Origin of the sequence: Achromobacter sp. LC458 (assembly GCF_001005835.2) — a bacterium.
In the GTDB taxonomy this organism is placed as follows: domain Bacteria; phylum Pseudomonadota; class Gammaproteobacteria; order Burkholderiales; family Burkholderiaceae_B; genus Achromobacter; species Achromobacter spanius_B.
This window is the reverse complement of sequence record NZ_LBHW02000019.1, coordinates 99,322-117,830: the sequence shown is the minus strand read 5'-3', so window position 1 is coordinate 117,830 and position 18,509 is coordinate 99,322. Positions and strand designations below refer to the sequence as shown.

Annotated in this window: 17 protein-coding genes; 6 read left to right on the top strand and 11 right to left on the bottom strand. The window is 64.3% G+C overall.

Going from position 1 to position 18,509, the window contains the following annotated elements:
- Positions 1 to 300 (top strand): phosphate acyltransferase (locus YH64_RS17305; RefSeq protein WP_255444544.1); only part of this gene is annotated, 300 nt, incomplete at its 5' end.
- Between the two features lie 266 nt (positions 301 to 566).
- On the opposite strand, the gene YH64_RS17300 is transcribed toward YH64_RS17305, so the two are convergent.
- Positions 567 to 1,547, bottom strand: coding sequence for a LysR family transcriptional regulator (locus YH64_RS17300; protein ID WP_046805154.1), 981 nt, complete (start codon positions 1,545 to 1,547; stop codon positions 567 to 569).
- Positions 1,548 to 1,724: 177 nt separating this feature from the next.
- Between YH64_RS17300 and YH64_RS17295 the strand changes: the two genes are divergently transcribed.
- On the top strand, positions 1,725 to 3,044 hold the full coding sequence (locus YH64_RS17295; protein ID WP_046805155.1) for an MFS transporter: 1,320 nt from the start codon (positions 1,725 to 1,727) through the stop codon (positions 3,042 to 3,044).
- Positions 3,045 to 3,079: 35 nt separating this feature from the next.
- On the top strand, positions 3,080 to 4,378 hold the full coding sequence (locus YH64_RS17290; protein WP_046805156.1) for an ArgE/DapE family deacylase: 1,299 nt from the start codon (positions 3,080 to 3,082) through the stop codon (positions 4,376 to 4,378).
- Between the two features lie 99 nt (positions 4,379 to 4,477).
- Here YH64_RS17290 and YH64_RS17285 read toward each other — a convergent pair whose 3' ends face one another.
- Positions 4,478 to 4,858: a hypothetical protein gene (locus YH64_RS17285; RefSeq protein WP_052946030.1), complete on the bottom strand. Its 381-nt coding sequence runs from the start codon at positions 4,856 to 4,858 to the stop codon at positions 4,478 to 4,480.
- Positions 4,859 to 5,038: 180 nt separating this feature from the next.
- The gene (locus tag YH64_RS17280) at positions 5,039 to 5,395 is read right to left on the bottom strand and encodes a DUF4148 domain-containing protein (RefSeq protein ID WP_046805157.1); all 357 of its coding nucleotides are present in this window, start codon (positions 5,393 to 5,395) and stop codon (positions 5,039 to 5,041) included.
- 223 nt (positions 5,396 to 5,618) lie between these two features.
- Between YH64_RS17280 and YH64_RS17275 the strand changes: the two genes are divergently transcribed.
- Positions 5,619 to 6,434 (top strand): class I SAM-dependent methyltransferase, encoded by an 816-nt coding sequence (locus tag YH64_RS17275; RefSeq protein WP_046805158.1) that lies wholly within the window; start codon positions 5,619 to 5,621, stop codon positions 6,432 to 6,434.
- A 74-nt stretch (positions 6,435 to 6,508) separates the two neighbouring features.
- Here the strand turns inward: YH64_RS17275 and YH64_RS17270 are convergent, their stop codons facing one another.
- The gene (locus YH64_RS17270) at positions 6,509 to 6,724 is read right to left on the bottom strand and encodes a SlyX family protein (protein ID WP_046805159.1); all 216 of its coding nucleotides are present in this window, start codon (positions 6,722 to 6,724) and stop codon (positions 6,509 to 6,511) included.
- A 199-nt stretch (positions 6,725 to 6,923) separates the two neighbouring features.
- Here YH64_RS17270 and YH64_RS17265 point away from each other — a divergent pair, with 199 nt between their 5' ends.
- On the top strand, positions 6,924 to 8,999 hold the full coding sequence (locus YH64_RS17265; RefSeq protein WP_255444545.1) for a TonB-dependent receptor: 2,076 nt from the start codon (positions 6,924 to 6,926) through the stop codon (positions 8,997 to 8,999).
- A 26-nt stretch (positions 9,000 to 9,025) separates the two neighbouring features.
- On the opposite strand, the gene YH64_RS17260 is transcribed toward YH64_RS17265, so the two are convergent.
- Positions 9,026 to 9,655, bottom strand: a complete 630-nt coding sequence (locus tag YH64_RS17260) for a nitrogen fixation protein NifQ (protein WP_046805160.1) — start codon at positions 9,653 to 9,655, stop codon at positions 9,026 to 9,028.
- A 228-nt stretch (positions 9,656 to 9,883) separates the two neighbouring features.
- On the opposite strand from YH64_RS17260, the gene YH64_RS17255 reads away from it, so the two are divergent.
- A complete protein-coding gene (locus tag YH64_RS17255; RefSeq protein ID WP_255444543.1) occupies positions 9,884 to 12,406 on the top strand; it encodes an ankyrin repeat domain-containing protein in 2,523 nt (840 codons plus the stop codon).
- A 145-nt stretch (positions 12,407 to 12,551) separates the two neighbouring features.
- Here YH64_RS17255 and cyoD read toward each other — a convergent pair whose 3' ends face one another.
- The 6 genes from cyoD to YH64_RS17225 all read right to left on the bottom strand — a co-directional run bounded on the left by cyoD (position 12,552) and on the right by YH64_RS17225 (position 18,424).
- Positions 12,552 to 12,902: a cytochrome o ubiquinol oxidase subunit IV gene (cyoD, locus tag YH64_RS17250; protein WP_046805162.1), complete on the bottom strand. Its 351-nt coding sequence runs from the start codon at positions 12,900 to 12,902 to the stop codon at positions 12,552 to 12,554.
- Positions 12,902 to 13,516: a cytochrome o ubiquinol oxidase subunit III gene (gene cyoC / locus YH64_RS17245; protein ID WP_006222595.1), complete on the bottom strand. Its 615-nt coding sequence runs from the start codon at positions 13,514 to 13,516 to the stop codon at positions 12,902 to 12,904. The genes cyoD and cyoC overlap by 1 nt, the downstream gene beginning before the upstream one ends.
- 3 nt (positions 13,517 to 13,519) lie before the next feature.
- A complete protein-coding gene (cyoB, locus tag YH64_RS17240) occupies positions 13,520 to 15,496 on the bottom strand; it encodes a cytochrome o ubiquinol oxidase subunit I (protein WP_046805163.1) in 1,977 nt (658 codons plus the stop codon).
- A gap of 2 nt (positions 15,497 to 15,498) precedes the next feature.
- Entirely contained in the window at positions 15,499 to 16,407 is a 909-nt protein-coding gene (gene cyoA, locus YH64_RS17235) for a ubiquinol oxidase subunit II (RefSeq protein ID WP_046805243.1), read from the bottom strand.
- A gap of 258 nt (positions 16,408 to 16,665) precedes the next feature.
- Positions 16,666 to 17,217 (bottom strand): response regulator transcription factor, encoded by a 552-nt coding sequence (locus YH64_RS17230; RefSeq protein WP_046805244.1) that lies wholly within the window; start codon positions 17,215 to 17,217, stop codon positions 16,666 to 16,668.
- A gap of 4 nt (positions 17,218 to 17,221) precedes the next feature.
- Complete coding sequence (locus tag YH64_RS17225) at positions 17,222 to 18,424, bottom strand: ATP-binding protein (RefSeq protein WP_046805164.1); 1,203 nt, start codon at positions 18,422 to 18,424, stop codon at positions 17,222 to 17,224.
- Positions 18,425 to 18,509: the final 85 nt, after the last annotated feature.

Genomic DNA, 18,509 nt, shown 5'->3' with positions numbered 1-18,509 from the left:
GAAATCGACGGCGAAATGCACGGCGATTGCGCGCTGGACGAAGCGCTGCGCATGCGCATCCTGCCGTCGTCCACGCTCAAAGGCGAGGCCAACCTGCTGGTGTGCCCGAACGTGGATTCCGGCAACATCGCCTACAACCTGCTCAAGACGGCCGCGGGCGGCAACGTGGCGGTTGGCCCGATCCTGTTGGGCGCGAACGCACCGGTGCACATCCTGACGTCCAGCTCCACGGTGCGCCGCATCATCAACATGACGGCAATGACCGTGCTGGACGCCAACCGCGTCGAAACGTCGGCCTGAGGCTGAGGCGCTGCGCGCGTCGCAGCAGTCAGCGCCATCGTCAACGCCGTCAATCAACGCTAGCGACCATTGCCGGCAACCAACGCCAGCAACCAACGCCGGCACCAACGCCGGCAACCAACGCCCCGACCCACCGCCTTACGCGCGGCGGCTCGGGGCGTTTTTTTTCATGCCTTCAACGGCGCGCCGGCAGCTGCCGGACGTCACCCCGAAGGCAAGCTGGCCGCCACCCCCGACGCTAGCCCGCGCTACCCCGACGCCAAGGCTCAAGGCAGATGTGGCAGCAGCCGCTGCGGCAGCGAATAGTTGTCGATATGGTCGCGGAACGCCGCAATGAACAGGTCTTCGGCCGCGCTGCGGTGCGCGTCCCCGTGCCAAAGCAGATGCAGGTCCGCCGCGCACACGCCTTCGCCCGGCGGCAGCCGCCACAAGCGGCCCTCGGCAAGATCGGCCTGCACGCTGTGTTCCGGCAGGCAGCCGATGCCAAAGCCCGCCACCAGCAGACGCTTGACCTCGTCATGCTGTGACGACGTTGCAATGATGCTGCCCGAGAACCCGCGCTGGTCACGAAAGATCGTCAGCGGAGACAGGCTGTCGCCCAGGGCGTCGCTGGCAAACGAGACAAAATTCTCGTTCAGCAGATCTTCCATGCGGATGTCCGTGCGCCCGAACAGCGGATGGTGTTTGCCGCAGAACATCGCGTAGCGCTGTTGCAGGAACAGTTTGTGGTCCAGCCGCTTGGGAATCTGTCGGCATAGCGCGATGCCCGCCGTCGCGCCCCGCTGCTGCAACACGTTCACGATTTCGCTGCTGGGCAACACGTCCAGCTGAACTTCTATGCGCGGGTGCGCCCGATGAAAGCGCACCCAGAACTCGTCATACACCGCCGAATGAATGCGGCTGGCCACCAGCAGATGGATGCGGCCCACGGTTTGTTCCTCGGCCTGCGCCACGTCGCTGACCAGTTGCGACACGTTGCCGTGAATGGCCAGCGCGGCCTGGCGCACCTCTTCGCCGGCCCGCGTGATGGCAAATTTGGAGTGATGCCGTTCGATCAGGCGGCGATCCAGCTGCTGTTCCAGCCGGCGCAACGCCTGGCTGACCGCTGACTGCGTCAGGTGCAGTTTGATAGCAGCGCCGCTAATGCTGCGCTCTTGCGCGATGACCAGAAAAGTCCGCAGCAGGTTCCAGTCCAGGCGATCGCCCACGCGCGTAATCGTCGTGGGAAGAATCGATTTATCTTTCATAACACATTGATCGGTAACGATTTGGTGGGGCGCGGTGGAGGCGAAGGCGCAATGCCCGGACATGATATCCGAACATTAATCCTGCTTAAGTCAATGATAAGAAATCAGAAATTGACCGCTCCCACGGGCGCGGGCGATAAAGCCGCCATCAAATCCAAAAAATCCCAAGGAGGAATCATGTCGGCCCCCGCCCATCCATCCGCCGCCAGGCAACCGGTGCGCGCCGCTGCCGCGGCTTTCATCGGCACCACCATCGAGTGGTACGACTTCTACATCTACGCCACCGCCGCCGCGCTGGTGTTCGGCAAGGTGTTCTTTCCCACCGCCGACCCCTTCGTCAGCACGATGGCGTCCTTTGGCACCTTCGCGGCGGGCTTTCTGGCGCGGCCGCTGGGCGGGCTGGTGTTCGGCCACCTGGGCGACCGCGTCGGCCGCAAGAACGCGCTGATGGCCACGCTGGTCATCATGGGCGTGGCAACCGTGGGCATCGGCCTGCTGCCCAGCTACACGCAGGCCGGCATGCTGGCGCCCGCGCTGCTGTTGGTGTTGCGCCTGGCGCAGGGCCTTGCCGTGGGCGGCGAGTGGGGCGGCGCGGTGTTGATGGCAGGCGAACACGCCTCGCAACGGCGGCGCACCTTCGCGGCATCCTTCGCGCAGCTGGGTAGCCCGGCAGGCTTGATCCTGTCGCTGGTGGCGTTCCGCCTGATCACGACGCTGGACGAGGCCGACTTCCTGGCCTGGGGCTGGCGCATCCCGTTCCTGGTCAGCGCCGTGCTGCTGGTAGTGGGCTACTTCATCCGCATCGGGGTCAGCGAATCGCCCGACTTCGCCAAGGTGCTGGCGCAGCAGGAAACGTCCGAAGTGCCCGCGCGCGAAGTGCTGCGCACTGCGTGGCGCACCGTGCTGCTGTGCATGGGCGTGTGCACCGTCGCCATCGGCGGCATCTATTTCACCAACACGTTCATGCTGGCCTACACCACGCAAACGCTGGGCCTGGACCGCGCGATGATCCTGGACTGCCTGTTCGCCGTCGCCATCATCCAGCTGATCGTGCAGCCGCTGGCCGCCTGGTTCGCCGAATCGCTGGGCACGTCGCGCGTGCTGATGATCGCGGCGGCGTGTTCGGTGTTGGCGCCGTACCCGATGTTCATGCTGGTCAGCCAGGCCACGCCGCTCAGCATCGTGGCCGGCATCGCCATCGTGCTGGTGTTCATGGCAACCATCTATTCGGCAATGGCGGGCTTCATCAGCGCGGCCTTCGAGACCCATGTGCGTTATTCGGGAATCTCGCTGTCGTACCAATTGTGCGGGGCCGTTGCCGGCGGGTTCACGCCGTTGATTGGCACCTGGCTGTCGCACCAATATCCCGGCCAGTGGCTGCCGCTGGCGCTGTTCTATTCCGCGCTGTCGGCCATTACGCTCGTGTCGATTTGGGGCTTGGCCAACCACCAGCCGCGCCGCGCGGCCAGCGCTCGCACCGTCACGCCGGCCGCGTAGGCCGGGCGCTCAACATTCCTCTTCAAGGAGACTTCATGGACACCACCCAAGCCCCCGCCGCGTTGACGGCCGAACAGACGCGCCGCATTCTGCAGGCGGTCGATGACCGCTTTGATGCGCAACTGGCCTTCACGCAGGAACTGGTGCGCTTTCCGTCCTTGCGCGAGCAAGAGCACACGGCACAAGACTTCCTGTACGAGGCGATGCGCCAACGCGGCTTTGCGATGGACCGCTGGAAGATCGACGTCAAGGACATCGAATCGCATCCGGGCTTCGGGCCCGTCACCGTCTCGTACGAAAACGCCTTCAACGTGGTCGGCACCTACCGGCCCGACGTGCAGACGGGCCGCTCGCTGATCTTGAACGGCCACGTGGACGTGGTGCCCACGGGCCCGCAGGACATGTGGAGCCGATCCCCTTGGGACCCGGCCATCATCGACGGCTGGATGTACGGACGCGGCGCCGCCGACATGAAGGCCGGCCTGGCCGCCAACCTGTTCGCCTACGACGCTTTGCGCGCGGCCGGCTACGCGCCCGCGGCGCCGATCTACTTCCAGTCCGTGGTGGAAGAGGAATGCACGGGCAACGGCGCGCTGGCTGCGTTATTGCGCGGCTACAAGGCCGACGCCGTCATCATCCCCGAACCCGAAGAAAACATGCTGGTGCGCGCCAACGTGGGCGTGTTGTGGTTCAAGGTCCGCGTGCAAGGCCACCCCACCCACACGCGCGAAATGGCCAACGGCTTTAACGCCATCGACGCCGCCTACGCCACTATCGAAGCGCTGCGCAAGCTGGAAACCAAGTGGAACGGGCAGCATCATTGCCACCGCCATTTTGAACACCTGGACCACCCCATCAACTTCAACATCGGCAAGATCGAAGGCGGCGACTGGCCATCCACCGTGCCGCCCTGGTGCGAATTCGACGTGCGCGCCGCCATCTACCCCGGCACGACAGCGGACGAAGCCCGCGCCGAAATCGACGCCTGCCTGCGCGACGCCGTGTCCGACCCCCGCCTGGGCGGAACACCGCCAGCCGTCACCTACACCGGCTTCTACGCCGAAGGCTACGTGCTGGAAGAAGGCTCCGACGCGGAAAACACCCTGCGCGAATGCCACCGCCAGGCCTTCCAAAGCGAGCTGCAAAGCTTCACCACGCCCGGCTACCTGGACGCCCGCGTCTTCGTCATCTACGGCGACATGCCCACCCTGGTCTACGGCCCCAAGTCCCTGGACATCCACGGCTTCGACGAACGCGTGCACCTGGAATCGGTACGCCTTATCACCAAGACCATCGCGCTGTTCATTGCGCAATGGTGTGGGGTGCGGGAGTGAGGTAACGCGCACTCACGTCGCGTGCTCCTCAGCGTGGCACGAATGAAAATGGCCCCGGTGGGGCCATTTTCTTGGGCAAGCGCTCGCATTAACTCCGCATCAAGTACTGCTGGCCTTCCAGGTGCCGTCCGGTTGCTTGCAGAACCAGAATTGCCATTTCTCGGTGGTGCTGCTGCGGGCGAAGTCGGCGACCAGGAAGCGGCAGACGCGGTCGTCCTTGATCTTGCTGGTTTGCGTGGGCGTCAGTTGTACGGTGATTGGCGCGGCGCGCTTGGGCTGGGTCTTGCTGGTCCATTCGGTGCGCTGGCCGTCGGCCGATTGGTTCAGCGCCTGGGCGACGGCTTCGTGGAACGAGGTGCGGTCGCCGTTGGGAATCTGCGTGATGAGAGAATTATTCAGCATCACCGGCGGTGCGGCGACGGCCGCTGCCGACATGCCGCTTGCGATGAGCAAGGCGGCGAGAACGCGGGTGTATCTCAAGATAGGCTCCCTGTCTGATGAGTCAGATTTTCTTGCTGGCACTGGAGCCGATAGTACGCGAACGCGTTGCGTTTGCCACGCACGTTGCCGCGCAAAAAAAGGCCGCCTGGTTCAAGGCGGCCAAGGTACAACAGGGAGGGGGTAATCGTGGTCAGGCGTGGTCAGGCGTTGTCAGCCAGATCAGTTGCCGTGGTAGACGCCGGCGAAGGGCATGTCGTTGGGCTCAACGTTGGAGACCAGGCCGGCAGCCTTGGCGGTAGCCAGTTCGGCTTGGACGTCGGCGCGGGTCTTGCCCGATTGCGGGGCACCGTAAACGCCCTGGAAGGGCACGTTGTTCGGTTCCACGTTGGTCACCAGGCCAGCGGACTTGGCGGCGGCCAGTTCGGCCTGCACTTGCGCGCGGGTCGGGCCTTCGTACTGCGTGCCGTAAACGCCTTGGAACGGCACGTTGTTGGGTTCGATGTTTTGCGATGCGTAGGCGCCGGCGCTCAGGGCGGCAAAGGACAACATCAATGCGGTAGCTAGGGTCTTCTTCATGGTAAATCTCCGATTTCAAGAGCCTTGGGTGCGAATCAGGCGGCCTATCCGTCGTGGTTCGTTGCTGTTTCCCGATGACTGAATTCTGCGCCGATCCCGGGTAGGGATAAACCCGGATATCCGTAAAAGATATTTCCATCAATGGAAGAATATCGTTCGATTTTCCGATTTATTCCATTTATGGAAGCCATAGCATCCCCCCAGGCGTCTTAGAGGAGCCCGCATGGAACAGGTCCGGCTTACCGGTGTACGAGCCACGCTCTTGATCACGCTGTACGCCAAGGCAGCGGAAAGCCGCCTGCCTGGATCGTTGTTGCAGGATCGGTACGCGGCCGAGGCCGTGGCGCGTATCGACCATGATTTCGCCGCGCTGCGCATGAGCCGCGACGCCATGATCGGGCTGTCCATGCGCGCGTACACGCTGGATGCCTGGGTGCGGGAATTCCTGGCCGCGCACCCCGACGCCACGGTGCTGCATCTGGGATGCGGGCTGGACAGCCGGGTATTTCGGGTGGACCCGTCACCCGGCGTGGGGTGGTTCGATGTGGACTACCCCGATGTGATCGCGCTGCGGCGCGCCGTCTATCCCGACCGGCCAGGCTGCGAATTGCTGGGTACGTCGTTGGCCGAACTGGACTGGCTGGCGTGCATTCCCACGGACAAGCCGACGCTGGTGGTGGCCGAAGGGCTGCTGCTGTATTTGCACGAAGCGCAGGTACTGAACTTGCTGCGGGTGATCACCACGCAGTTTCCCTCGGGCGAGATCGTGTTCGACGCTTACTCGCGGCTGGGGCTGGCGCTGGCCTCGCGCAACCCCATGTTCCGCGCGACCGGCGCGCCGATGCGGTGGAACCTGGAGGACGCGCAGGTGCTCGAAGCGCAGGTGCCGGGTCTGCGATTGCGCACCGAACAGTGGGTGTACGAAGAGGCCGGCGCGCAATGGGCGCGGTTCAGTGGGCCTGCACGCGTGGGCGTGTGGCTGATGCGGCGCGTGCCGCTGCTGCGCAAGCTGGGCAGGTTGCTGCGTTACGGTTACTGAGGCGTGCAGGGGCGTGCAGGGGGTGCAGGGCGTGCAGGGGCGCGAAGGCGCGCAAAGGCGTCCAGCAGTACCGGTCAGTAGTGCGGCGGTAGCTCGTCGCGCAGGCTGCGAAAGGGCGCGGCGCCTTCAGGGGCTTGTTGGCGCAGGTCGGCCACCTCGCGCTGCAGGCGGTCTATTTGCTGTTGTTGGCGGACGATAATCTGGTTCAGTTGTTCCAACAGATCATCCGCAAAGCTGGACTTGATTTCCAGCTCTTGCAGGCGGCGTTCTATGTCTTGCATGGGTTCCATGGCGGCTATTAGACCCTTTCCTGCCGCGGATTTCCAACGGAACACGGGATCTTTCAGGCTTTTATACAGGGAGACATCGGTGACGGACCAGGCGGGGCGTTGCACATGGCGGCAAGCAAAAGGAGCTACGCGCGGGCACGGGCAGCGCGGGCTGCGGCGGGGCTTGCAGTGGCTGATGCAGGGCTCGCTGGTGGCGGGCATGGTCAACACCGCGTGGGGACAGACGGTGGACGTGACCCTGGCGCCGGTGGTCGTGACAGGCACACGCCTGGGCACGTCCGTGCTGGACACGCCGGCGTCGGTGGATGTGGTCGACGGCGCGGTGATGCGCCAGCGCCAACCCGGCATCAACCTGTCGGAAGGGCTGGCGGGCGTGCCCGGTCTGCAAATCCAGAACCGCCAGAATTATGCCCAGGACTTGCAGATATCCAGTCGAGGCTTCGGCGCGCGGTCCACGTTTGGCGTGCGCGGCGTGCGCCTTTACGTAGACGGGATCCCGGCCACGATGCCCGATGGCCAAGGGCAGACGTCCAACATCGACATCGCGTCGCTGGCCCGTGTTGAAGTCATGCGCGGGCCGTTCTCGGCGTTGTACGGCAATTCGTCGGGCGGGGTGATCCAGGCGTACACCGAAGATGGCGCGGCGCCGCCGTCCCTGTCGGCCAATGGGTGGGGGGCCAGCTTTGGCACATGGCGTTATGGCGCATTGGCCAGCGGGGTCACTGGCGGGGGCGAGGGCGAGGGCGACGGCGTGGGCGCCGTGGACTACGTGGTGAGCGTCAGCCGCTTCACCACCGATGGCTATCGCGACCACAGCGCGGCGCGGAAAAACCTGGCCAACGCCAAGCTGGGCTTGCAGCTGGACGACGCCAGCCGGCTGACCATCGTGCTGAACAGCGTCGACCTGAAAGCACAGGACCCCTTGGGCCTGACCTGGCAGCAGTTTCAGGATGACCCGCGCGCCGCGCCCTTGGCCGAGCAGTACGACACCCGGAAAACGGTGCGCCAGACCCAGGGCGGCGTGGTCTACGAGCGGCAGGTGGATGGACGCAATACGTTGCGCGTGATGGCGTATTACGGCCAACGCGACACGAGGCAGTACCAGTCAATTCCCCCCGCCGTACAACTGGCGCCCACGCAGGCGGGCGGCGTCATCGACCTGGCTCGCGAATACGGCGGCGCGGACGTGCGCTGGACGTCCGAGCTTGATGTCGGCGGCCGGGCGCTGACCTTGGTTGGCGGCTTTGCCTACGATGCCATGCAGGAAGACCGCAAGGGCTATCAGAACTTCACTGGCTCGGTGGCCAACCCGACCCTGGGCGTGCAAGGCGCGTTGCGGCGCAACGAAACCAACACCGTGTACAACGCCGACCCCTATGTGCAGGCGTCGTGGAAGGTGGCGCCGCGCTGGACCTTGGACGCGGGCCTGCGCTACAGCACTGTCAGCTTCGACTCCAACGACCACTACCTTGCCCCCGGCAATGGCGACGACAGCGGCGACGCGCGCTATCGCAAGGCCCTGCCCATGGCGGCGGTGCGTTATGCAGCCAGTGACGATGTCAGCCTGTACGCGTCTTACGGGCGCGGATTTGAAACGCCCACGCTGAACGAAATCTCGTACCGCCCCGGTGGCCAGCCCGGCTTGAACTTCGGCTTGGCGCCGTCGCTTAGCACCAACCTGGAGGCGGGCGTGAAGGCGCGCGTGGCAGGCGGCCTGGCGACCGCCGCGGTGTTTCACACGGGCACGGAAGACGAGATCGTGTCCGCCGGCAGCAGCGGCGGGCGCACCAGCTATCAGAATGCCGGCCGCACACGGCGCGACGGCGTGGAACTGGGTTGGTCCGGCGAACATGCGCCGCACTGGCGCACGCAGCTAGCCTATACCTGGCTGAACGCGCGCTACGCCGACGACGGCACGGGCGGCATCCGCGCGGGCAACAAGATACCGGGCATCGCGCGGCAAGCCTTGTTTGCGTCCTTGGCGTGGGCGCCGCCGCAAGGCTGGCAGGCGTCGGTGGAAGGGCGCGTGTTAAGCAAGATCTACGTGAACGACGCCAATGATCAGGATGCGCCAGGCTATTTCGTTGCCGCCATCAGCGCGGGCTACGTGAAGAAAATCAACGCCTGGGAACTGAATGCCTACGCGCGTGTGGACAACCTGTTCGACAAAAAGTACGTCGGGTCGGTGATCGTCAACGAAAGCAATGGCCGCTATTACGAGCCGGCCGCCGGGCGCAGCGTGGGCATGGGGCTCGGCGCAACGTATCGCTTCTGACGATGCCGCGCAGCCTCGGCGCGGCGTCAGTCAGGCGCGCTTGAATAGCAGATGCCGTGGTCTTCACATTGCGGGCAGCCGGGCGCGGCCGACGGCGGCAGGCCCGCATGCTCGCAGGCCGAATAGGCCAGGAATTTTTTCCAGCGCAGGTTGCGCGTATTGCGCATCACCAGGCCCGGGTAATGGCGTGCCAGCAGAAAGGTGACATCTTCGCGGCCGGCCAGACCCAGGTCGCGCCACAGGTGGTCGGGCCGCAGGCAGGCGTGCGCCAGCACGCCGGTGACCCAGGCCGTGGTGCCCAGGTCGGGGGCGCGATAGGCCTCAAGCAACACGCGCATCAGCAGGGTGAAGCCGGGTTGCGGATCGCCCCGGCCGTGGACCGCGTACACGGCGTATTGCTCGACAAACGCGGCCAGCCGGGCGTCTTCGGATTGCAGCGCGCCCGGAAAAAGATGGTCCGTCAGGTCCGCGATCTCGTCCGGGCTCAGGCCGCTGCGCGCCAGATCTTGGTGCGCCAGGCTGGTACCGATGACGGTGGCGAAAAAGCCGGCGTCGGGATGGCCGGGTGGCGCGTGATGCAGGAGGGCGCGCGCGAACCGCTGCACCGACACGGAAATGTCGGCCTGGGCGGGGGAAGAAGTCAGCACAGCGTCCATGGCGGGGGTAGCGGTAATCGCTAAAGTAATTCTGATGTTAATGAAGTCGTTATGTTGCGAAATATATATCGAAAGCCATGACAGCCCGGCGATATTGTGGACAAAATGGTCTCAGGACATACCCGAACGGTGCAGACGCCAAGTGATCAATAAGACGCACTTGCCCAGAGGCAAAGTGGCACTCGCGAGTATCATCGGCGTCCTTGCACTTTCCGGGTTTCCCCTAGCATGCCGAGCCGCTTCCGTCCCGCTGTTTCCCGATTGTTTGGCGCCGTCCTGATCGCGCTGGCGGGCCTGTCGGCAGCGCCGCCACCGGCCGCCGCCTACGACATCGGCGCGGTCATCGACGCCGTGCGCCTGTCGCGCTATCCGCTGCGCGACCCGGAACGCCGCGTCTGGGGAACAGAAAACGTAAAGGACGCGGTACTGGTCGGGCAGATGGAAAACCGGCTCTATCTGTATCGGTATTTGCGGCCGGACGCCAAGACATTCAGCCTGGAATTTCGGTCCCAGCCGCTGGTGATCGATCCTTCCAGATGGAGCGCATCGCGACAGGAAAACGTGGTGGTCCGGTCACCGCGCAACGCGGAAACCCTGTACTGGGTAGGCGTGTCCTATAAGGGTGATGACGACTCGCAAGCCCAGGGCTTCCTGGTCGATGCAAGCGGCGTGGCCGCGTCGGTGCAGGCCGATGCCAGGCTGGCTGTGGTAACGGCCGACCGCCCCTGGACAGACGAACGCCGCGCCCAGGCCCTGGCCACGCTGCGGCCCGCCCTGACCGACTATCCCGTACGCATGAAGGCGTTTCCGGCCGACCTGCGGTTTGAATACCGCGCGCCGGTGGACGTGACCGCTACCTTCCGCACGCTGCATCAAGTGGCGCGCGCGATCCCGCGCGCCAAGACGGCGGAGTTCAACCGCGCGTTGGCCGACCTGCGCCGTTTTGTCATGGAACAGGACCCCCGCGAAATCGACCCCAACAATGAAGACGCCGAGATGCTGACGGCGCTGAACGACTACGGGTTCTGGCTGGCCGAATCCGGCGACACCGAACAGGCCGATCGCATTTTGTCCGAGGTCTTGCGGCGTGATCCGGCGCGCACGGCAGCCTATCTGAACCGTGCCGATGCGCGCTGGAAACAAAGCACCAAAGCGCGCGACAGGCGCGACTATTTCGAAGCGCTTGCGCGCGAGGACTACCGCCTGTATTGCTCGCGCCGGCTGGCGGCCAACGACGCCATTCCCGCCAACATCGCCACCCGCATCAGCGCGGCGCTGAAGGAAACGGCGCCGCTTGACGCAAAGAGCTGCCGGCCCCGCCTGGCGATCTTCAAGGCGATCCAGGCCGAAGATCTGGACGCGGTGCGCGCCGAATTGGCGGCCGGCCAGGACCCGAACGGCGAGAACGAACACGGCAGGACCGCGCTGGCGGTGGCCGTCTCGCAAAAGCAGCTGGACATTGTGCGGGCGCTGTTGGCGGCGGGGGCGCGTGCCGATGGGCCGAACAATGGCTATGTGCTGCTGGCGTCCGCGTTGCCCGACGCCCGCGACACCCGCCCGGCCGAGCAGCGCTATGCGCTGGCCGACGCGCTGATCGCGGCGGGCGCGCCGCTGGATGTGCCCGACTCCAGCGGCATGCCATTGCTGATGCGCCGTGTGTCGTATTCCAGCGAAGACAAGGAAACGCTTAGCTACCTGCTGGCCAAGGGCGCCAACCCGAACGCGCACGACAAAAGCGGCCGGTCGGTGCTGCACGCCGCGATGCAAAGCCCCAAGACCTTGTGGTTTGCGGAGGCGCTGCTGGCCAAGGGCGCCGACATCAACGCGGCCTATGTGCGCATGTACTACGGCAATCGCGGTATGTGGGAAACGCCCTTGCTGGAAGCGCTGCGCGACGCTATCAGCGGCGAGTTCACCCCGACGGTGGTGTATCCGATTCCTGAACGGTTGCGCTTTGCGCTGGCGCACGGGGCGGACCCGGCCGTGGGCGGCTACAGCGCCAACAAGACGCCGGATCGCAACGGCATGGACGAGGCGCTGGCGCTGGCCGCGCGCACGATGCAGCCGACGCTGGTCGACCAGCTGGCGCAAGCGGCCAAGCCGCCGTATCAAGCACTGACGCCGGAGCCGCTGTCGCGCCTGTTGGGCGTGTGGAATCAACTGGAGATCCGCGCGGCCATCAAGCAGAACAGCCCCGACTGGGACGGCCAGCGCGCCAAGCTGCGCGCCACCGCTGACCGCTTGCTGGCCGCCGGCGTGCCGTTGACGCGCCCCGATGACGCCACGGGCATCGCCAACAACAACATCGCGCCGCTTGGGCTGCCCTGGCTGCCTGACGACCTGTATCAACAATGGCTGGAAAAGGGCGCCAACGCGTCGGACAGAAGCGACCCGAACACGCGCATCGATGGCGTTGCGGATGCCGATGCGCTGCCGCTGGTCATCATGCTGCGCGCGGGCAACGAGGCCAAGGCGAGGATGCTGATGGACCACGACGCCGGCCTGTATCGCACCCAGTGGCGCTGCGGCATGGCGGTGGCCGATGTGCTGGCGTGGCAGCTGGGCAATAGCGGCCCGATCAGCCCGACGGGTGCACGCGCGGTGCGGCAGGTCTTGGAAGGGGCGCAAGGCGCGGCCAGTTGCGACTTGAACCAGACGTCGCGCGTACAGCCGTTCGTGGGAATCAGCGCCCGCGACCTGGCCGCGCGCGCCAACGTGACGCTGGCGGTAAAGGCGCCCCAACCCCGGTAGCCAGGGCGCCCGAGCCTCGGTAGCCAGGGCGCTGCCGCCGCCGGTCTGCATTTTCCACACCGCACTTTCAAAACAAAACAGGCGCCCGAAGGCGCCTGCTTTTTTTGCGTGAACGCTGACGGGCAGCGTCATCGGCAAACCGTCCTTACATGGCGTGGCCCATGTTGACGTTCATGTTGTACAGCACCCATGCCGACCCGCCGACGATGATGGCGATGATCATCACGGTGAAGACGAACGCGGCCAGGTTGTCGCGTGCCGACTTCGACGCGCCCATGTGCAGGAAGTACACCAGTTGCACCAGCAACTGGAGCACGCACAGGGCAACGACGCCGACGATGGTGATGGTGTGCGACAGCGCGCCGTGCATCACCAGGCCGAACGAGCCGAAGGTGAGCAGCAACGAAAGCACGAAACCGATGATGTAGGACTTCAGGCTGCCGTGGTCGGCGGCGTGATCGTCGTGGCCGTGTGCGGCCGCAGCGGAGTGCGACATCAGATGGCTCCCATGAGATAGACGAAGGTGAAGACGCAGATCCAGACGATGTCCAGGAAGTGCCAGAACAAGCTCAGGCACGCCAGACGACGCTTGTTGATCGAGTCCAGGCCATGGCGGCGGATCATGTCCAGCAGGACGATGATCCAGATCAGGCCGAAGGTGACGTGCAGGCCGTGCGTACCGATCAGCGTGAAGAACGCCGACAGGTAAGCGCTGCGGCCCGGGCCGGCGCCTTCCGTGATCAGGTGATGGAATTCCCAGACTTCCATCGCGATAAAGCCCGCGCCGAACAGGAACGTGACCATCAACCAGCCCATTGCGCGGGACTTGTTGTTGGCGTGCACGTTCAGGTTGGCCATGCCGAAGGTGAAGCTGGAGAACAACAGCAACAGCGTTTCGACCAGCACGAACTTCAGGTCGAACAATTCCTTGCCCGTGGGGCCGCCCGCGGTGGCGTTGGACAACACCGCGAACGTGGCGAACAGCACCGAAAAGATCAGCAAGTCGCTCATCAGATAGACCCAGAAACCGAAAACGGTCTTGGATCCATCGTCATGATGCGCGTGATCGTCGTGACCCGCGTGGGGGTGAGTGGCTACGGCTTGAATCATGGCTCAGGCGGCCTTTTGCATTTTGTCAAAGTGAGCGTTTTCGATGCGTTCGACTTCCGCGGCCGGGACCCAGTAATCGACGTCGCGGTCGTAGGCACGGGCGATGAACGAACCGATCATGCCGACGAAACCAGCGGCGGCGAGCCACCAGATGTGCCAGATCAGCGCAAAGCACATGACCAGACCGAACAAGCCGATGTAGACGCCAGCGCCGGTGTTCTTCGGCATGTGGATGTCTTCGTACTTGGCCGGGCGCTTGTAGGCCTTGCCGCTTTGCTTGTCTTCCCAGAACTGGTCCAGCTCATCAACGTGAGGAACGTGGGCAAAGTTGTAGAAAGGAGCGGGCGACGAAATCGACCATTCCAGGGTGCGGCCATCCCAGGGATCGCCAGTGACGTCCTGGTTTTGCTTGCGTTGACGTACCGACACGAACACTTGCTGCAACAGGAACCAGATGCCCAGCATGATCAGCGCGGCGCCAGCCAGCGCGACCAGCAGGTACGGCTGCCATTCCGGGTTGTCGTAGTGGTTCAGGCGACGCGTCATGCCCTTGAAGCCCAGGATGTACAGGGGCATGAAGGCCATGAAGAAACCGACGAACCAGCAGTAGAACGAGTAGCGGCCCAGGCGCTCGTTCAGCGTGAAGCCGAACGCCTTCGGGAACCAGTACGTCATGCCCGCGATACAACCGAACACCACGCCACCGATGATGGTGTTGTGGAAGTGGGCGATCAGGAACAAGCTGTTGTGCAGCACGAAGGACACGCCGGGGATGGCCAGCATCACGCCGGTCATGCCGCCGATGACGAAGACGATCATGAAGCCCAGCGTCCACAGCACCGGCGTCGTGATGCGCAGGCGGCCGCGGTAGATGGTGAACAGCCAGTTGAAAATCTTCGCGCCCGTCGGGATCGAGATAATCATTGTCGCAATGCCGAAGAAGGCATTGACGTTGGCCCCCGCACCCATGGTGAAGAAGTGGTGCAGCCAGACCAGGAACGACAGCACGCCGATGGCGGCCGTGGCGTAGACCATGGACTTGTAGCCGAACAGCGTCTTGCGGGCAAAGGTGGCAACCACTTCCGAATACACGCCAAACGCCGGCAGCACCAGGATGTAGACCTCGGGGTGACCCCAGATCCAGATCAGGTTCACGTACATCATGACGTTGCCGCCCATGTCGTTCGTGAAGAAGTGCGTGCCCAGGTAGCGGTCCATCGTCAAGAGCGCCAGCGTGGCGGCCAGGACGGGGAAGGCGGCGACGATCAGCACGTTGGTGACCAGCGAGGTCCACGTGAAAATCGGCATCTTCATCAGGCTCATGCCCGGTGCGCGCATGCGCAGGATGGTCACGATGAAGTTGATACCGCTAAGCGTGGTGCCCAACCCGGATATCTGGAGCGCCCAGATGTAGTAGTCCACCCCGACGCTTGGGCTGTAATCCAGCCCTGACAGCGGCGGATACGCAAGCCAGCCGGTCGCGGCGAATTCGCCCACGAACAGCGAGATCATCATCAGCGCGACGCCGGCGCCGAACAGCCAGAAGCTCAGCGAGTTCAGGAACGGGTAGGCCACGTCGCGGGCGCCGATCTGCAACGGCACCACGATGTTCATCAGCCCGGTAATGAAGGGCATCGCCATGAAGAAAATCATGATGACGCCGTGGGCGGTGAAAATCTGGTCGTAGTGGTGCGGTGGCAGGAAGCCGGCCGAGTCGGCGGAGGCTACCGCCAGCTGCGTACGCATCATGATGGCGTCGGCAAAGCCGCGCAACAACATGATCAGCGCGACGATGATGTACATCACGCCGATGCGCTTGTGGTCGACGGAGGTCAACCATTCCGTCCAGAGGTACTTCCACTTGCCGAAGTAAGTGATGGCGCCGAAGACCGCTAGGCCTCCCAGGCACACGGCGGCCAGCGTAACCATGACGATAGGTTCATGGTACGGAATGGCCTCGAGGGTGAGTTTCCCGAGCATTGTTAGTTAATTCCTGCGATCAGATTGTTCGACGTGGACGTGCACGTGGCGGAGTCCACACCGGCCATCTTGGACATCGTGCTGCCCAAGACGAAATCAAACATGGCGGGAGGCGCCGACGAATACTTGACCACCGGGTTGCGTTCGCTGCGCTTGGTCAGCTCTGCGTAGACCTCGGGGGTCAGGGCCGTGGGCGAAGCCTTGGCTTCCTTGACCCAGTTGTCGAACCCTTCTTGCGACGTGGCGATGGCCTTGAAGCGCATGCCGGAGAAACCGGCGCCGCTGTAGTTGGCCGAGATGCCGGCGTACGTACCGGCTTCGCGCGCGTTCAGGTGCAACTTCGTTTCCATGCCGGCCATCGAGTAGATCTGGCTACCCAGCTGGGGAATGAAGAACGAATTCATCACCGAGGCCGACGTGATGCGGAAGTTGACCGGAACGTCCACGGGGAACGCGATCTCGTTGACCGTGGCGATGTCGTAGTCGGGGTAGATGAACAGCCACTTCCAATCCAGCGACACCACCTCGATGGTGACGGGCTTGTGTTCGGATACGAGCGGCTTGTAAGGGTCCAGCGCGTGCGTGGAGCGCCAGGTGATCACGGCAAGAATCGCCACGATGATACAAGGAACGGTCCAGACTACGACTTCAATCGCCGTGGAATGGGCCCACTTGGGCTGGTAGTCGGCTTTGGTATTGGATGCGCGGTATTTCCAGGCAAAAGCCACAATCATGAACAGTACTGGAATCACAACGATGAGCATCAGCCCGGTCGCCGTGAACAGCAAAGTCTTTTCTTGGGCGCCAATATCTCCCTTGGGGGAGAGGATTTCCATGTTGCAGCCGCCAAGCAGCATGACCGCGCCGACGCCAAAAATGCGCGTAAGGGTCGCAAGGAGGGGGTGTTTCACGTACAGCCTTGGATGGAAGGTGGGAAATGCTGCAAAGCAGCAGACTGGAATGCTGCCAAGCAGCAACGTCCATCCTATCGGCTTGATATCCATCAAGCATGCGACACATGGTCGCATTGCCTGGGAGGAATCTGTCCTGAAGGGGCCAGATTCAGGGTTTTCCTAGGGGCGCAGTCGTCCCGGAGGAGATGCAGGGGGTGCGACGATATGTCGCACCCGCACATGAGGTGTTGTAAAGATGTGTCGCACTCGCACAAATCAGTCGACGGGGACTTCGCGTTCCGGCCCCGGTTTTTTTGCCAGCTTGCGCTGGAGCGATCGGCGGTGCATGCCCAAGAGGCGCGCCGCCGCCGAAACATTACCGCCGGTTTCGTGCAGGGCCTGATGGATGTGCTCCCATTCTAGGCGGTGCAACGGTGTCATGGTCGTTTCGATCGTAACGGATTCTGGCTTCACCAAACCCAGCGTGCGCAGGATCATCGGCGCGGTGGCGGGCTTGGGCAGGTAGTCGTCCGCGCCGCGCTTGATGGCCTCGACGGCGGTGGCCACGCTGGCGTAACCGGTGACCAGCAGGATGCGCATGTCGGGCCGCAGCGCGCGCAAGGGGCGGATCAGCGTCAGGCCGGAGTCCTCGCCCAGGCGCAGGTCCACCAGCGCGAAGGCCGGGCGGATTTCCTCGGCCACGCGCAGGGCTTCGGCGATGCCGGTGGCGGTTCGGGTTTCCAGGCCGCGACGCGACAGGCTGCGCTGCAAGGTGCGCACGTACAACTCGTCGTCGTCGATCAGAAGGCCAAGGTCGGTAGGGTTCATCACTTCAAGTTCCGGGGTTGCCCAGGGGCAGGTAAAAGCGGATGCGGGTGCCTCCCCCAACGGCGGCGGTCATGGTCATTTCGCCACCCAACTGTTCCACGGTGGCATGCGACAGGGCCAGGCCGACGCCCAACCCTCCCGGCTTGCCGCTGTTGAACAGGCTGGTTGCGGGCAGCAGGGTCTGGTCGGGGTCGAAGCCCCGGCCGTAATCCCGCACTTCGCCACGCAGGGCGCCATAGCCATATTCCAGATGCAAATCCACGCGCGGCGTGTCGGCCGCCTCGCCGGCGTCCGCCGCGTTGTTCAACAGCGCCTGCAACAGGTGCGCAATCGCCGGGTCCACCCGCAGGCTGCGGGGCAACGAGCCCGAACGGTTCAGGTCGATCGTCGGGCGGATCAGCCGCCATTGACCTACCACGCGCACCAGGTCCACGGCGGTTGGGACAGCCAGATTGCGGATGCGTTCCCGGCAAAGGGCCAGTAATTGACTCAGGGTGGACACGTCTTCGCGCAGGTCGTCGTCCTTGACCTCGGCGGCGATTTCGTCGGCCAGCAGGGTCATGGTGGCCAGCGGAGTGTTCAGTTCGTGGGCCATGGCGGCGGCGTGGGTGGCCAGGGCCACAATGCCTTCGTTGCGCGTGAAGCGTTCACGCAGGCGGGCCAGCTCGCGCTCGCGGGCGCGCAGGTCGGAAGCCAGGCGGGTGGAAAACACCAGCACGACCACCACCGAAATCAGGAAGTTGGCGCCCAGGCCCCACAGCAGCAGGGTGTGCGTATCGACGTCGCCGCGCAGGGGCTGGCCGAAGATGGCCGCCGCCGCATAGCCTGAAATACCCGCCAGCGCCGCGGCCAATGCCCAGTTGCGCGGCAGCGCCAGGGCCGCCAGCGCGGTCAGGATCAGGAACATCATGCCGAACGGATTGCTGATGCCGCCGCTCCAGCCGATCATCCAGGACAGCGCGGCCATGTCCACCAGCAAATGGCCGAACGCCGTGGCGTGGGACAGGTCGCGGGGATGGCGCAGCCGCAGGCTGGCGTAGGCGTTAAAGCCGATCAGGACACCGACGCCGATCCACAGGGGCTCCAGCGGCAGGGCAAGGCCCAGCACGCTGCTGGCCAGCAGGATGGTGGCGGCTTGGCCGGCGATGGCGAGCCAGCGCAGGCTGCAAAGGGTACGCAGGAATGAAAAGGCGGAACTACCGGGCATATCCAGACACAGAGTTGCCGGCGGGCCCGCCGGCGGGTCAAGCGCCCGGCGGCGCGGAACGCAGGCATCCGGCGCGCGGCGTAGA